Raw genomic sequence first — 15,528 nt, forward strand, 5'->3', positions numbered from 1 at the left:
CGGGGGGTTCGGGGGCGCGGGGGGTTCCGCCCGCTTCACCCCCGGCCCCGGGGGGGGGGCCCCCCCCCCCCCCGCGGCGGCCGCCCCCCCCGCCCGCCCCGCGACGGCACGCGCTCAGCCGAGCCTGCTCTCCACCAGCCGGGCCTGGTCCGCGAGCACGGGGTGGTCGAAGACGTCAGTGAGGGTGAGCCGCACGCCCAGCCCGCGTTCGACGGCGGCGGCGAGCAGAACGGCGTGCAGCGAGTGACCTCCCACCTCGAAGAAGTCGTCGTCGCGGGCCACCTCGGAGTGGCCGAGCCGCTCGCGCCACAGCTCGGCCAGCCGCCGCTCGACCTCGGTGGCGGGCGGCGCGCCGGGGGCGGCCGACGCGCCGCCGAGCGGGCTCGCCCGCTGCCAGAGCGCCGCCCGGTCGACCTTGCCGGTCGCCGTCAGGCCGACCTCCCCTGCGACCCGGAAGCGCTGCGGCACCGCGGCCGGGGCGATCCGTTCGACCACCAGTGCCCGCAGCCGCGCGGGTTCCGGTTCCCCGGCCCCCGGGTGGAGCACCAGCACGGCGACGCAGCGGACCTCGGTGTCGTCAGGATCGGCCAGAACCACGGCGTCCCGCACCCTGGGGTCGAGGCGCAGCGCCTCCTCGATCTCGGCGGGCTCCAGGCGGATGCCGCGCACCTTGAGCTGCCGGTCGGCCCGGCCGTGGTACTCCAGCCCGCCCTCCGGGCCGATCCGGCCGAGGTCACCGGTGCGGAACGCGCGGGCGCCGGGCCCGGCCGGCAGTCCCGCGGACCGCGCCCAGCGGTCCGGCACGAAACGGGCCGCGGTGAGCTCCGGGTCGTCCAGGTAGCCGAGGGCGACGCCGGCGCCGGAGACGACGATCTCGCCGACGGTCCCGCGCGGGGCCGGGTTACCCCAGGCGTCCACCACGGTGAGCGCGCACCCGTCGGCCGGCCGGCCGATCGGAACCGCTGCGCCGGACTCACCGCCGTCCAGCTCGTGGGCCGAGACGTCGGCGGCCACCTCGCCGGCGCCGTACACGTTGTGGATCCGCACTCCCGGCAGGCGGCGGCGCAGTTCGAGGGCGACAGCGGTGGGCAGCACCTCGCCGCTCAGGGTCCAGTGGCGCAGGTCTGGGAGCAGCCGGGCGAGGTCCTCGGTGGTCCCGAGGACCTCGCGCAGCACGGTCGGCACCGTGGTCACCCGGGTGACGCGTTCGGCGGAGAGCAGCCGGAGCAGATCGGCCGGATCGCGCACGGTGTCCGGCACCAGGTAGGTAGGCGTGCCGCCGAGCAGTCCGGTCAGCGTCTCGGCGATGGCGTCGACGAAGGCGGTCGGGGTCCGCGCGGCGAACAGTTCACCCGGTGCGGGGGGCAGGGTCCGCAGACCCCAGCGGAGCCGGTTGTGGACGGCCGCGTGGGAGAGCAGGACGCCCTTGGGCGTGCCCGTGGAACCGGAGGTGAAGACCAGGAAGGCGGGGCTGTCCGGGTCCGGTCCGGGGTCGGACCCGCGTGCCGGTGCCGGTGCCGGTACGCCGGTCGGGACGGCGGGGGCACCTGGGAGCGCGTCGATCCGCAGCCTTCGGACCCCGGGCGGTGCGAAGTCGGCGGTCGCGTCGTCCACCACGACGACCCGGCAGCCGGCCGCGGCCACCAGCGCGGCGCGGCGCACCGCGGAGAGTGCGGGGTCCAGCGACAGGTGGACGCCGCCCGCGGCCAGGACGCCGAGGAGCGCCGCAGGCATCCGCGGTGTGCGCGGCAGGCACACCCCGACGGTTTCCCCGAGGCCGACGCCCTCGGCCCGCAGGGCCACCGCCAGCTCCGCCGCCGCCTCCGACAGCTCCCGGTAGGTCAGGTCACCGCCGGGTGAGCGAACCGCCACGGCTCCGGGCGTCCGCTCCACCCGCCGGGCGAACTCCTCGTGGAGCAGGCCGGGCCGGTCTCCGGCGGCGCCGGTCAGGGTCCGGTCGCCCGGCTGTTCGCCCGCCACGAGCAGCGGGTCGGTGTGGTGGTCGTGGTGGGGTGCGGCGGCGAGGTGTTCCACCGCCGTCCGGTAGAGGTCGGCGAGGTACTCCCGCCGGGCTCCCGGCACCGGCGCGCCGAAGAACTCCAGTCGCAGGGTCAGCCGGCCGGTCAGCGGGTCCAGCTGGAACTGGACGGTGAGCGGCATGTAGGTGTGGTCGTTGGCCAGCCGCTCCAGGATGCGCGGGCCGCCGGAGCGTTCGACCCGGTCGTACGGGTGGAAGTGGGTGTAGTTGAACAGCGTCCCGACTGGCTCGACGATCCGTTCGCGGACCAGTGCCAGGTACGGGTGGGCGCGGTGGGGCAGGGTCTCCACCTCGGCGGCGTGCACCTGCCGGACCAGGTCCCACCAGGTGCCCGGCGCGAGGAGGGCGCGCAGCGGGGTGGGGTTGAGGAAGAGGCCGACGGCCGCCGCGCCCTCCGCGGTCTCGGGCCGGACGTTCGCCATCACGGCGGTGGTCACCTCCGCCTGTGCGGTCAGCGCGGCGAGCACCCGGACGTGCGCCGCCAGGAGCATCGACTTGAGCGGGATCCCGGTGGCCCGGTTGAGGGCCCGCAGCGCGGCTACGGTCCCCGGCCGAACGGTCCGCTCGGCGTGCGCGGTGTGCGGCTGCTCCCCCTCCGGTCCGTCGAGTTCGGGCAGCCGGCTGGTCGGGGCGCCGTCGAGGGCGTCCCGCCAGTACGCCCGGGACGGGCCGGTCAGGGCCTCCTGCTGCCGTGTCAGGACGTCGGTGTGGCTGTGGATCTCCCGGTCCGGGGCGCCGGGGCCGTCCGCTTCGGCGTCCGGGTCGTGCCAGGCCTCCAGGATCTCGGTGAGGACGAGGGCCGCGCTGTACCCGTCGAGCCAGGGCTCGGCGAGGCTCAGGCGGTACTCGTCGGAGGTGAGCCGGTGCACGGTCAGCCGGACCAGCGGCGGGCGGTACCAGTCGAAGGGGGTCCGGGCCTCCCGTTCGGCCCAGTCGCGGAACCGCGCCTCGCGGTCCGGCTCCTGCGACCCGCGCAGGTCGTGGACGGCGAGCGGCACCGGGACCTCCCGGTGGACGAGTTGGACGGGTTCGGCGGCACCGCCGGGCCGCCACAGACCGCTGCGCAGCACGGGGTGCCGGGCGAACACCGTCTCCCAGGCCCGCCGCAGGCGCCCGGCGTCGAACCCGCCGCGCAGCCGCAGGCTGGTCAGGTAGACCCGGTAGCGCTCGGGGCGGTGGGACTCGGCGAGCAGGCCGCCGAGGGCCGCCGACAGCGGGTGGGCGTCCACGGCCGAGTCCGGCAGGGCCGCGCGCAGCTGTGGCCCGACCAGTGCGAACGGCCGGTGCCGGGGGGCGTCTGCGGCTGCGGCGAGCGGTCTGGCGACGGCTGCCAGCCGACGGGCCGTGGGGTGGCTGAACACCTCGTGGACGGCCAGGCCGAAGCCCGCCGCGCGGGCCGCGGTGACCAGCGAGATGCTGCGGATCGAGTCGCCGCCGACCGCGAAGAAGGACTCGTCGGGCCCGATGTCGGTGCGTCCGAGCACCGCGTGGACGACCGTGAGCAGCGCCGCGCCCGCCGGGCCGAGCGGGCCGGGCGAGGGGGCCCGGCCGCCGCCCGCCGTGTCGAGCCGGGCCAGCGCGGTGTGGTCGACCTTCCCGGTGGCGAGCAGCGGTACCTGCTCCACCCGGTGGTAGCGGTCGGGCAGCAGGTGGGTCGGGAGCCGGACGGCGACGGCGGCGGTGAGCGCTTCCGGGGTGAGCCCGGGCGCGGCCCGGTAGTAGGCGACCAGGCCGCGTCCGGGGCCGTCGTCCTCCTCGCGGTACCGCACCACGGCCTGGTGGACGCCCGGTACCTCCTCCAGCGCGGACTCGATCTCGCCGGGCTCGACCCGGAAGCCGCGCAGTTTCAGCTGACGGTCGGTGCGGCCGAGGAACTCCAGGACGCCGTCCGGGCGCAGTCTGGCGAGGTCGCCGGTGCGGTAAAGGCGTTCGCCCGGCGCGTCGGGGTCCGGTACGAACCGCCGGGCCGTCAGGCCGGGTTGTCCGAGGTAGCCGCGTGCCAGCTGCACGCCGCCGAGGTGGAGTTCGCCGACGGCGCCGAACGGCTGGAGGCGGCCGTGCGCGTCCAGGACGCGGACCCGGGTGTTGGGGGCGGCCGAGCCGATCGGGACGCTCGCGGCCTTGCCGTCCGCCGGGGTGCAGGTGTGCGCGGTCACGTCGACGGCGGCCTCGGTCGGCCCGTACAGGTTGTGGAGCCGGTAGGGGCCCGCGGCCGTCACCCGGGCGACCAGCGACGGCGGCAGCGCCTCGCCGCTGCACACCAGGTGCCGCAGCGGCAGCGGGCGCTCCAGTTCGCCCACGTCGGCGAAGGCGCGCAGCATCGACGGGACGAAGTGGGCGACGGTCACCCGCTCGGCACGGATCAGCGACCCGAGGTACTCGGGGTCGTGGTGCCCGCCGGGGCGGGCCACCACCGACCGGGCGCCGTGCAGGAGGGGCCAGAAGAACTCCCAGACGGAGACGTCGAAGGTGGCGGGCGTCTTCTGGAGGACCGCGTCGTCGGGCCCGATCGGGTACTTCGCCTGCATCCAGTCCAGGCGGTTGGCGATGGCGCGCTGGGTGATCCCGACGGCTTTCGGGGCACCGGTGGAGCCGGAGGTGTGGATCACGTAGGCGAGGTCGTCCGGGCCGGGCACGGCCCCGTCGCTCCGGACGGCCGCGGTCCGCTCGGCGGTGGTCCCGGCGGCAAGCCGCTCGACCACACCGATCGCGGCGCTCCCCGCCCGTAGCGGCTCGACGCCGTCGGGGAGCAGCAGCGCGGCGGGCCCGAGCCGGTCCAGTATCGCCTCGTCCCGCTCCGGGGGGCCGTCGGGGTCCAGCGGGACGAAGGCGGCGCCGGCCAGCACCACGCCGGCCAGGGCGGCGACGAGGTCGGTCGAGCGCGGGACGCGGACCGCCACCAGGTCGCCGGGGCCGATGCCCCGTCCGCGCAGCCAGCCGGCCACCGCCCAGGCCCGGCGCCGCAGGTCCGCGTCGTCCGGTCGCGGTCCGCCACCGGTCACGACGGGTTCGCCGACCTCCCGGAGCGCGGCCCGCAGTCGCCCTGTGAGGGTGCCCTCGACCGGCGATCGGGGTCCGTCGCCCGCCGCGAGAACACGTGAGCGCTCGACGGGGTCGAGCAGCGGCAGCGAGGCCACCGCCGCCGCCGGGTCGTCGGTCAGTTCCCCGAGCAGGGCGGTGAAGTGGTGGGCGAACCGCTCGGCCGTCGCGGCGTCGTAGCGCTCCGCCGGACACCTCAGGGCGCCCTCCAGTCCGCCGTCGGAACGGCGGTGCAGCCGGATCTCCAGGTCCAGCCAGGAGTAGGGGGCGGGCAGGACGAGCGGTTCGACGGTCATCCCGGCGGCCTCCGTACGGTCCCCGAGGTCGAAGAGGTTGATCATCGTCTGGAACAGGGGATGGCGTGAACCGGCCGCGCCCGGATCCATGGCCGCGGCCAGTTCCTCCAGCGGTGCGCCGCCGGCGGCCAGCGCCGCCCGGATGTCGTCGTGCAGCAGCGTCACCACCTCGGCCGCGGTGGTCGACGCGGTCGTCCGCAGCCGCTGCACCAGGGTCCTGGCGTGGAAGCCGACGACGTCTTTGACCGCCGGGCGCCGGGCCGCGTCCATGAATCCGACCAGGGTGTCCTGCTGTCCTGTGTACCGCTGGACCAGTAGGTGCAGGGCGGCCGAGTGGACGGTGAACGGCGTGGTGCCGTGGGCCCTGGCCAGGGCCGCGACGGCGGAGCACAGCGCGGGCGGCAGGTCGATCGCGATCCAGTGCGCCGCCGCGGGGTGAGCGGCGGCCTCGCCGGGCTCGGTGGCGGCGGGCGGCCGGGGGCGGTCCGGCGGCAGGGTGCTGACGGTCGGTGCCCCGGTCAGCCGCCTCAGCGTGGCCCCGGTATCGGCGCGCCGGCCGGCGAGCGCCCCGGGCGAGAACTCCTCGGCGACCGATTCGGCGAAGGTCCGTCCCGGGGCGGCCGGCGGCGCACCGCCGTCTGTCTCGGCGGTGTAGAGCCGCAGCAGGTCGCGCAGCAGCAGCCGGCTGGACGCGCCGTCGCCCAGCAGGTGGTGGTAGGCGATCGTCAGAAGGTGTTCGGCGGGACCGGTCCCGATCAGCGCGGCGCGCAGCAGGGGGCCGCCGTCGGGGGTCAGCGGCCGGGCGCACAAGGCCCGGGCCCGGTCGAGGGCATCCCGGCGGCGGTCGGCCGTGCTCCCGCCCTCGGCGGTCAGGTGCAGCAGCGGCGGCAGCGGCTCCGAGCCGGTCCACTGCACCGGGGTCCCGTCCGGGGCCGTGCCGAAGCGTGCGCCGGTCATCGGGTGCAGCCGGGCCAGCCCGGCGAACGCCCGCTCAAGCGCGGCACGGTCCAGTGGCCCGGTGAGCCGGGCGGTGACGTCGAGGGTGTAGCCGGCCCCCGTGTCGCGGAGCCTTTCGGCGAACCAGACGCGGCGCTGCGCCGCGTTCAACGGGAATTTCTGGATGCTTTTCTCCACGTCTCCCGACTTTTCCAGCAGCCGACCGACCGGACGCCGCCCCGGGGTGAATTCCGTCCGCCCGCCAAGGTGATTCGTCTGCTGCCCGAATGAGCTGTCATCGCGTCCGATACCGGCGGCTGCCGAGTTGTGGGAACGGACCACCTGCCTTGTCCCCGTGCACGATTCGGGGCCGGCCGGGTCCGGTCTAGCCTCGGCTGCGGAGCCGGGATTCCGTGCCGGTGCCCCGGGGCGCGGAACCGGGCCCCGGGCGGACTCCGGATTCCCTCCCGGCGCCGGGAGTGGGCGGCATCGAGCCGACGAGCGGGAGACGGGAGACCACGTGCGCACAAACCTGCCACACCAGCGGACCGACGGACCGGCACCGGTCGGCCGGCCCTGGCCCGAACTGCTCGAAGACCTGCGCGGACGCCTCGACCCCGCCCTGTGGCGGGAGGCCGCCCGTCGATTGCGGGCCGATCAGGGTGCCCGGAGGGCGCACGGCCGGCGGCAGGTCCGGCTCACCGTACTGGCCACCCACACCGCCGACTTCCTCGCCGACCTGCTGCCCGCCGCCGGGCTCTCCTGCGGCATCGACCTGACGGTGCACCAGCCGCCGTACGGACTGCCGGAGTCCCAGCTGGCCGGCCCGGCCTCCGGCCTGCGGGCCGCGCGCCCGGACTACGTCCTGCTCAGCGGCACCGAGCACGACCTCCAACTCAGCGCCGCCGCCCCGGACGACGTCGTGGCGGCGGCCGTCGAACGCTGGACCGGACTGTGGGAGCGGATCCGCGCGGGAACGGGCGCCCGGGTCGTCCAGTGCCTGTTCACCGCGCCCGACAACGACCCGCACGGCCAGGGCACACCGGTCGAGCCGGGCGGCGACAGCGAGGTGGTCGCCCGCGTCAACGCGGAGCTGGTACGCCGGGCGGACCGCGAGGTGCTGCTCGTCGACTGCGACCGGCTGGCCGCCGCCGCCGGACGGAGCGTCTGGCACGACCCCCGGCACTGGCACGTCCTGCGGCAGCCGGTGGCGCCCGCCGCGCTGCCGCTCCTCGCCCGCGCCCTGGCCGGGGTGCTCGCCGCCGACCTCGCCCTGACCCGGCGCGTGGTCGTCGTGGACCTGGACAACACGCTGTGGGGCGGGGTCCTGGGCGAGGACGGGCCGTACGGGGTCGCCCTCGCCCAGGGCCCGGACGGCGAGGCGTTCGCGGGCTTCCAGGAGTACCTGCGGCAGCTCCGCCGGCGGGGCATCGCGCTGGCCGTCGCCAGCAAGAACGACCGGGACCTCGTCGAACGGGCCCTGGCCGAGGTGCCCGGCATGCGGCTGCGGCGCTCCGACTTCGCCGCCGTGGTAGCCGACTGGCGGCCCAAGTCCGAGCAGTTGCTGGACATCGCGGCCCGGCTCCGGCTCGGCCCCGAGCACCTGGCCTTCGTCGACGACAACCCGGTGGAACGGGCGGAGGTGCGGGCGCACCTCCCCGAGGTCGACGTGATCGAGCTGCCTGACCGGCCGGCCCTCTTCCGCCGGGCCCTGGCCGGGCGGCCGACCCTTCAGCCGGGCCGGACCACCGACGCCGACCTGAGCCGCACGGCATCCCTCGACGCCCTCGCGGCAGCGGACTCCCTCCGGGTGGCGAGTTCCTCCCCGGAGCAGTTCCTGGACAGCCTGGCCATGCGGGCGACGGTGCGCCGGCCGGCCGCCGAGGACCTCGACCGGGCCGCCCAACTGCTGCAGAAGACCAACCAGTTCAACCTGACCTCCCGGCGCCACTCCCGGGACCGGCTGGCCCGGCTGGCCGCCGATCCCGACTGGACCTGCCTGCTCCTCTCGCTCTCCGACCGCTTCGCCGACCACGGCACCGTCGGTCTGCTGCTCCTGCACCGGACCGGCGCCGACGCCGAGATCGACACCCTGGTGCTGAGCTGCCGGGTGATCGGCCGGACGGCGGAGCGGCGGCTCCTCCATACGGCGGCCGAGGCGGCCCGCGCGGCGGGCTGCGTGCGCCTGCTGGGGCTGCACGTGCCGACCGGGCGCAACGGGCTGGTCCGCGACCTCTACCCCGGCCTCGGCTTCGAGTCCTGTCCCGGGCCCGCCCCGCGCTCCGAGGGCGACGGCGAGGACGAGCGGCCGGTCCTGTACTCCTACGCGTACCGACTCGGCCCCGGCCGCTCCCTCGACACCCCGCACATCCGTCAGGAGTCCGCATGACCGCCGAACCCCGCTCCCACGCGTCCCCCGTCCGTCCGACCGACGCGGCACTGACCGCCGTCCTGGAGGCATTCGAGGACGTGATCGGCGAACCCCTGCCCCACGGCACCGACACCGTGCCGGAGGACGTCGAGTCATGGACCTCCCTGAGCCACGTCCACCTCGTCACCGAGATCGAGTCCCGTCTCGGGGTGGTCATGCCGGAGCGCTACCTCGTACCGGGCCACTCACTGGCCGGGCTCGTCTCGGCCGCGCGCGAGGCCGGTCCGTGACCGGCCACCCGGTCCGGTTCACCGCCGCCGACACCGCGGCGTTCGCGGCCGCCTCGGGTGACCTCAACCCCCTGCACACCGACGAGGACTTCGCTCACCGCACCCCGTACGGCCGCACCGTGGTGCACGGCGCCCTCCTGCTGCTGCGCGCCCTCGCCGAGGTACCGGGCCGCCGGCTGACCGGGCTGTCCCGGCTGCGCGCGGACTTCCACACCGCCGTCCACCCCGGCGAACCGCTGCGGATCGCCCTCGTGGCGCAGGCCCCGGGACGGACCGCCGCAGTCCGGGTCGAGCGGTACGGAGAGCTCGCCGTACGGGTACGGCTGGACCTCGACGCCGCCGTCCCGCTGCCCCCGCGCTCCCCCGACGGACTCCCCGCCGCCATCCCGTCCCCCGACCCGCGGCCGCGGGTCCGGACCCTTCCGCTGCCCCGCGCGCCGCACACGCTGCACCTGCCCCCGCACCCCGTGGACCCGCCCGCGCTGCGCGCCCTCGCCGCCCGGCTCGGTGCGGCCGACGTGCCCGAACCGGTCCTGCGATGGCTCGCCCGGGCCAGCTGGGTGTCCGGGATGCACCTGCCCGGGCGCGACGGCGTGCTCGCCGCCCTGACCCTCACCCCGGACCGGCAGCCGGCCCCGACCACCCGGCGGCGCACCGTCGTCGAGGTGCTGCGCCAGGACCCGCGGACCGGCGCGGTCCACTCCCGGGCCCGCGCGACCGGCCCCGAGGGCGCCGCCACGATCGAACTCCGGGCCTTCCTTCGCACCCCGCTGCCCCGTCCGGCCCGGGCGGCGCCGGACCCCGCGGTCCCGCCCGGCGGGAGCCTGGCCGGCCGGCAGGTCCTCGTCGCCGGTGCCAGCCGCGGCCTGGGCGCCTCGCTCACCGTGCTGCTGGCCGGCCGGGGCGCCACCGTCTGGGCGCTGTACGCGCGCAGCGACGACCGGATGGCGGCGCTGCGCGAGGAGTTCGGGCCCGGGCGGATCCGCCCGGTGCGCTGCGACCTGGCCGACGCCACGGCGGTGGCGGACACCGTCCGCACCCACCTCGCCGGGGTCGTCCTGGACGGTCTCGCGGTCACCGCCGCCCCGCCCCTGCGGCCGCTGCCCCTCCACCCCGAGGCCGTGCCCGAGGCGCTCGGGCAGGTCGCGCACGCCCTGTCGCTGGCGCTCAACCCGCTCGCCGCGCTGCTCCCCGGGCACCTTCCCCACGGCTCGTGGCTCCTGCTGTCCTCCTCCGCGGCGCTCGCCGCTCCGCCGCGCAGGTGGGCCCACTACACCGCAGCCCGGGCCGCTCTGGAGTCCTACGCCGACTACTGCGCCGCCCACCACGGTCTGCGCACCCTCGTACTCCGTCCGCCCGGGATGCTCACCACGCTCGCTGACAGTCCGACCAGCCGGCTGACGGCGGTCCGCCCGGAGCAGGTCGCCGCCGCCTGCCTCGACTGGATCACGGCCGCTGCCGGAGCACCGGGTGCCGCCGAGACCCTGGCCCTGGAACGCTCCGGCCGGACCGTCGTACCCCGGGTCGCGCGGCGGCGGCCGTGAGCCGTGGACGGAGACATCCGTCACACCGGTCGTCCGCCCCATCGCGCCGAACGCACGGCAGCGGCCCGATCCGGGCAAAAGCCCCCCCGTCAAACAACCCGATGAATCGATCTGATGTTTGACGAGGCCTTTATTCTCACGGCAAAATCCCGTTGCTTGTGACCTCCTTGTCTCAAGACCGCCCCAAGGCTCCCCCCAGACCGGCCCTGCCACGTGCCCTCCGCTCGCGCGGCACGGTGGCCGAACTGTTCGCCGGCCGCGACAACAGCCTCGGGCTGCTGCGTCTGCTGATGGCGGGCTCGGTGATCTTCTCGCACGCGGGCGCGCTGGGCTTCGGCGGCGGCAGCCTGCTGATCCGTTCGTTCCACGGCCAGACGAACCTCGGGAACCTGGCCGTCTACGGCTTCTTCGTGCTCTCCGGCATCCTCGTCACCCGCAGCGGCGCCCGCCTGGGCATCGGCCGCTTCATGTGGCACCGGGCGCTGCGCCTGCTCCCCGGCCTGTGGGCCTGCCTGCTGGTCACCGGCCTGGTCCTGGTCCCGCTCGTGTACTACCGGATACACGGCGGCACGCTCGCGGGGTACTTGCACCACGTCGAGAGCCCGTTCACCTACCTCCTGAACAACCTGTTCGCCGGCGAGTACCAGACCGACATCGCCGGCACCATGCACGACGGCGTCGCCAAGAACCTGATCTTCGACCCGGAGCTCAACGGGTCGCTCTGGTCGCTCAAGTACGAGATGCTCTGCTACGTCGGCGTGGCCCTGCTCGGCTGGTCCGGCGTCCTCCAGCGGGCCCGGCGCCTGGTGCTGGTGCTGACCGGCGCGGTGGCCCTGGTGGTGCTCGGCGACGCCCTGCCCACCCGCTACCTCGACCCGCGCGCCGTGCCCCGCCCCTGGGAGTCGATCCCGCACCTCGGCGCGGTGAACCTCAGCTACCTGCTCTACCTGGTGCTCGCCTTCGCGCTCGGCGCGCTGATCGAGCTCTACCGCGACCGGATCCCGGTCAACGACGCCCTCGGCGCGCTGAGCGCCGTCACCGTGGTCGCCACCCTGCTCGGGGGCTGGTTCTTCGTCGCGGGCCTGCCCGCCTTCGCGTACCTGCTGGTCTGGCTGGCGATCCGGCTGCCCCGGCCGCTGCGCCGGATCGGCGCCAAGAACGACTACTCGTACGGGCTGTACATCTACGGCTTCCCCGTCGAACAGCTGCTGTCCGGGCTCGGCGCCGCCCGGTTCGGCCGGCTGGGCTACAGCGTCCTGGCCTTCGCGCTGACCCTGCTGCTCGCCGCCGTCTCCTGGCACCTCGTCGAGCGCCCGGCGCTCCGGCTGAAGGACATCGGCCGCCGCCGGAACGGCACCCCCAAGGGCGGCGTCCAGCCTCCCAAGGCGCCCGCACCCGCCGAGCAGCTCCAACCCGTCTGACGGCTCCGGCCCGCACAGCGGTTCCGGCCCGCCCGACAGCTCCGGCCCGCCCGCCCGGCAGCCGCCGCCCCGCCCCGCCCTCCCCCGGAAGGCGGGGCGGCCGCGCTTCAGCGCTCGGGCCGCCGGGGCCGGCGGGCCGCCAGCTGCTCCCGCGCGGTCTGCCACTTCTCCCGCGTCTGCGCGATCAGCTGGTCCCACTCGCGGCGGACCTCGTCGTCCGCCGGGCGCTCGCCCCGCGCGATGCGGTCCAGCTCGTCCCGCACCTCCCGCCCGGCCACCGCCGAGCAGACGAGGACGAACATCACCCCGAAGAGGGCGGAGACCAGCGCGAAGACCGCGCCCATCGCACCGTACTGGTCGGCCGAGGAGCTGAACAGGCGCGGCAGGTACACCGCGGCCCCCACCGAGTACGCGGCCTCCACCACCGCCCCGACCAGGCCGAACGGCAGCAGCTCCCACCAGCCGACCCGCTTCGCGGAGAGGACCCGGCCGCTCCACATGAGGAAGGCCGCGGTCAGCGGAGCCTGCGCCGCCGCCGCGCCCAGGGCCAGCCGCCCCTGCCCCAGGACGGACGACAGCCAGGCCGCGGCGGTGAGGTAGACGAGCAGGCCGCCGATCCACCGCAGCCCGTTGACCGTGTTGCGGACACTCAGCGGCGGCAGCTCCCAGGCGTGCTCGAACAGCCGCTGGACGGCCCGCGAGAAGCTCAGCAACGACACCGCCAGGAACAGCAGCCCGAACACGCCGACCCCCGTGCCCACCTCCGCGCTCGGCGAGAAGACGTACTGCACGGCCTCCGCGCCGCCCCCGGTGAGCCGGTACCGGTCGATGATGCGGTGCGCGGTGTCCCTGGACCCGGTCCGCGCCAGCACCACCCCGGAGACGATCACCAGCGGGATCACGGCCGAGAACGCGCTGGAGGCCAGGGCCATCGAACGGTCGAAGCCCACCAGCCGCTGGAACCGGTTGACCAGGCGCAGCGCGAACGCCGGCCGCAGCCAGAAGGTCAGGGCGCGCAGCAGGCTCTCACGGGTGACCAGCGCCTTCCCGCCCTCTCTCGTCGTCCGGTCCGGCTGACTCGCCAATCGCTAACCCCTGGTACCGCCGGGGAAACCGGCTTCACCCGCGCGGTGCAACCGGCGGCCGGCGGCCGCCGCCGCGCCGACCTGCACCGCCGTACCGGCGCGCGTTCCCGACGCGTCCACGCCGCTGCCGGGCGGTATTCACCTCAGCCGTCTTTCGGCCAACCGTGCGAAAGGTCTGTTCGCGACCGCGGTGCCCCCCTAGAGTGGCCGCGATCCTCCACAAGTGACCTTTTCTTCACGCCGGTTCACCGGACCTTCACATCGGTCGACCGGCCCCGGAACGTTCAGCGCAGCCTGTTCCCACCATCGAGCCGGAAGGGCCGGGCCCGTGTCGCAGGCGTTCCAGTCCCCCGGCTTCGCCGCGCTGGCGGCCGACCGCGCGGTCGAGACGCGGCTCGTCGACGAGCGCTGGCAGGCCGTGGCCTGGGACCTCGGGACGGGGCGGCGCCGGGTCGTCACCGACCGGCCGGGAGGCGTCCACCTGAGCGAGATCGAGCCGGACGGCGACGCCATCTGGTGGTTCGACGCCGACGGCTCCGGTGAGGGCCGGTGGCGGCGCGAGCCGTTCGCGGGCGGACCGGGCGGAGCGGCGCTGCACGGCGTGCCGCCCGGGCGGGCCTACGGCGTCGCCTTCGACCGGACGGGCGCCCTCGCGGCGGTGGCCGTCGGCGTCGACGGCGCCACGCACTGCTACGTCGGGCCGCCCGCGGGCCGGGCCCGGCTGGTCGGTTCGGCGCCGGGGTACCTGAGCCTGGCCGACCTGTCGCCGGACGGCCGGCTGCTCGCCCTCGGCGGCTGCCCCGACGGGGACGACGCCGTGCTCCTGTGGCCGACGGACGGCCTGGCGGACAGTGAGGCGGACAGCCGGGCTGACAGCGAGGCGGGCAGTCGGCCGAACAGTGCGCCGGACGGCCGGACCGACGGCGAGGCGGACGCCCGCACGCACGGCCCGCTGCGGATCGCCGGGGACCACCGACGGCGGCTCTGGCCGATCGAGTTCAACCCGCTCCCGGGGCCCGAACCGGAGCTGCTCCTGGTGGTCGAGGAGGACGAGCGGTACACCGTCGCCACCTGGCGGGCGAGCACGGGCCTGCGAAGACACCCGGGGCTGTCGTTCGACTCCCAGATATCCGCCGGCTGGTACCAGGGCCCGCGCGGGGTGCTGGTCCAGCACGAGCGGGCCGGGCGGAGCCGGCTCCTCCTCGCCGACCTCGACCCGCCGGCCGGCCAGGCCCCGGCCACCCGCGAGCTCCGCACACCCGGCGGCACCATCCACGACCTGTCCAGCGCCCCGGACGGCACCCTGCACTGCGTCTGGAGCCGGGAGTCGACCCCGCCCCGCCCGCTGGTCCTGCGCCCCGGCGCGGAGGAGGCACGGCACCCCGGTCCGGACCAGGGCGACACCTCGCGCAGCCGGCGCTGGACGCCCCGGCCGTACGGGCGGATCCACAGCTTCGTCAGCACCCCGGCCGGCCCGGGCCCGTGGCCGACCCTCTTCCTGGTGCACGGCGGCCCCGCCACCCACGACCGGGACTCCTACGACCCGCGGGTGAACGCCCTGGTGGAGCACGGCTACGCGGTGGTGCGCACCAACTACCGCGGCTCCACCGGCTACGGCGCCCGCTGGCAGCACGACTACGGGCACCGGGTCGGGCTGGCGCAGGTCGAGGACCTGGCCGCCGTCCGCGCGGAGCTGGTCGCCGACGGTACGGCGCTCGCCGAGCGCACCGGCCTGTGCGGGTTCTCGTGGGGCGGCTACCTGACCCTGCTGGCGATGGGCGCGCAGCCGGAGCTGTGGTCGCTCGGCATGGCCGCCCAGCCGATCGCGGACTACCCGGCCACCTACCGCACCACCACCCCCGCCCTGCGCGAGGTCGACCGGCAGCTCTTCGGCGGGACCCCGGACGAGGTCCCCGAGCGCTACCGCGCGGCCGACCCGCGGGCGTACGTGCACCGGGTCCGCTCGCCCGTCCTGCTGGTCGCCTCGCGCACCGACGAGCGGTGCCCGCCCGGCCAGGTCGCCGGGTACGCCGAGGACCTGCGCCGGCTGGCGGTGCCGCACGAACTGCTCTGGGTGGACGGCGGCCACTACAGCCGCCGGACCGCCGACCACCGATCGGTGCTGGCCGCGATGGTCCGGTTCGCCGGACACGCCTGGCCCCCACCGCTCCCCCGGCCACCTGGGGGCGACCGCCCCGAGGTACCCGACGATCCGCTGGAAGGAGGTGAACAGCCATGAAGCGACGCAGCATTCAGAACGACCCGATCAGCACCCCGGAGCGTGACCGGGGCGCCGTGGTGGTCCAGAACTTCGCGCTCGACATCACCAAGGCCGCACCGGTCACGCCTGCCCTCAAGGGGCAGCCGAAGCCGAAGCCGGAAGCCAAGAAGTGACCCACCGCCGCTCCGGGGCGCCGGCGGTGCCCCCGGGCGGCCCCACCACCCCCCCACCCCCCCCGACCCACAGAAGTGGCCCCCAAGCGGATAGCCGGTGTCATATAAACAAAA

General features: G+C 75.8%; 8 protein-coding genes. 6 read left to right on the plus strand and 2 right to left on the minus strand.

Annotated elements, in window-relative coordinates:
* Positions 1-114: 114 nt before the first annotated feature.
* Positions 115-6,507 carry an amino acid adenylation domain-containing protein gene (locus tag ACFQ6N_RS38800; protein ID WP_380658848.1) on the minus strand — a complete coding sequence of 2,131 codons (6,393 nt, stop codon included), beginning with the start codon at positions 6,505-6,507 and terminating at the stop codon, positions 115-117.
* Between the two features lie 322 nt (positions 6,508-6,829).
* Between ACFQ6N_RS38800 and ACFQ6N_RS38805 the strand changes: the two genes are divergently transcribed.
* The 4 genes from ACFQ6N_RS38805 (at position 6,830) to ACFQ6N_RS38820 (ending at position 11,935) form a co-directional block, all read left to right on the plus strand.
* Complete coding sequence (locus ACFQ6N_RS38805) at positions 6,830-8,698, plus strand: HAD-IIIC family phosphatase (RefSeq protein WP_380658849.1); 1,869 nt, start codon at positions 6,830-6,832, stop codon at positions 8,696-8,698.
* Positions 8,695-8,970 carry a hypothetical protein gene (locus tag ACFQ6N_RS38810; protein WP_380658850.1) on the plus strand — a complete coding sequence of 92 codons (276 nt, stop codon included), beginning with the start codon at positions 8,695-8,697 and terminating at the stop codon, positions 8,968-8,970. Before ACFQ6N_RS38805 ends, ACFQ6N_RS38810 begins: the two co-directional genes overlap by 4 nt.
* On the plus strand, positions 8,967-10,514 hold the full coding sequence (locus ACFQ6N_RS38815) for an SDR family oxidoreductase (RefSeq protein WP_380658851.1): 1,548 nt from the start codon (positions 8,967-8,969) through the stop codon (positions 10,512-10,514). Before ACFQ6N_RS38810 ends, ACFQ6N_RS38815 begins: the two co-directional genes overlap by 4 nt.
* Before the next feature lie 236 nt (positions 10,515-10,750).
* Positions 10,751-11,935, plus strand: coding sequence for an acyltransferase family protein (locus ACFQ6N_RS38820; RefSeq protein WP_380658852.1), 1,185 nt, complete (start codon positions 10,751-10,753; stop codon positions 11,933-11,935).
* 107 nt (positions 11,936-12,042) lie between these two features.
* Here ACFQ6N_RS38820 and ACFQ6N_RS38825 read toward each other — a convergent pair whose 3' ends face one another.
* Entirely contained in the window at positions 12,043-13,020 is a 978-nt protein-coding gene (locus ACFQ6N_RS38825) for a YhjD/YihY/BrkB family envelope integrity protein (RefSeq protein WP_380658853.1), read from the minus strand.
* Positions 13,021-13,348: 328 nt separating this feature from the next.
* Here ACFQ6N_RS38825 and ACFQ6N_RS38830 point away from each other — a divergent pair, with 328 nt between their 5' ends.
* Positions 13,349-15,259: a prolyl oligopeptidase family serine peptidase gene (locus ACFQ6N_RS38830; protein WP_380658854.1), complete on the plus strand. Its 1,911-nt coding sequence runs from the start codon at positions 13,349-13,351 to the stop codon at positions 15,257-15,259.
* Positions 15,256-15,414 (plus strand): hypothetical protein, encoded by a 159-nt coding sequence (locus ACFQ6N_RS38835; RefSeq protein WP_380658855.1) that lies wholly within the window; start codon positions 15,256-15,258, stop codon positions 15,412-15,414. Before ACFQ6N_RS38830 ends, ACFQ6N_RS38835 begins: the two co-directional genes overlap by 4 nt.
* The last annotated feature ends 114 nt before the right edge of the window (positions 15,415-15,528 follow it).

The sequence above is a fragment of the Kitasatospora sp. NPDC056446 genome (assembly GCF_042796115.1).
Classification (GTDB): Bacteria; Actinomycetota; Actinomycetes; order Streptomycetales; family Streptomycetaceae; genus Kitasatospora.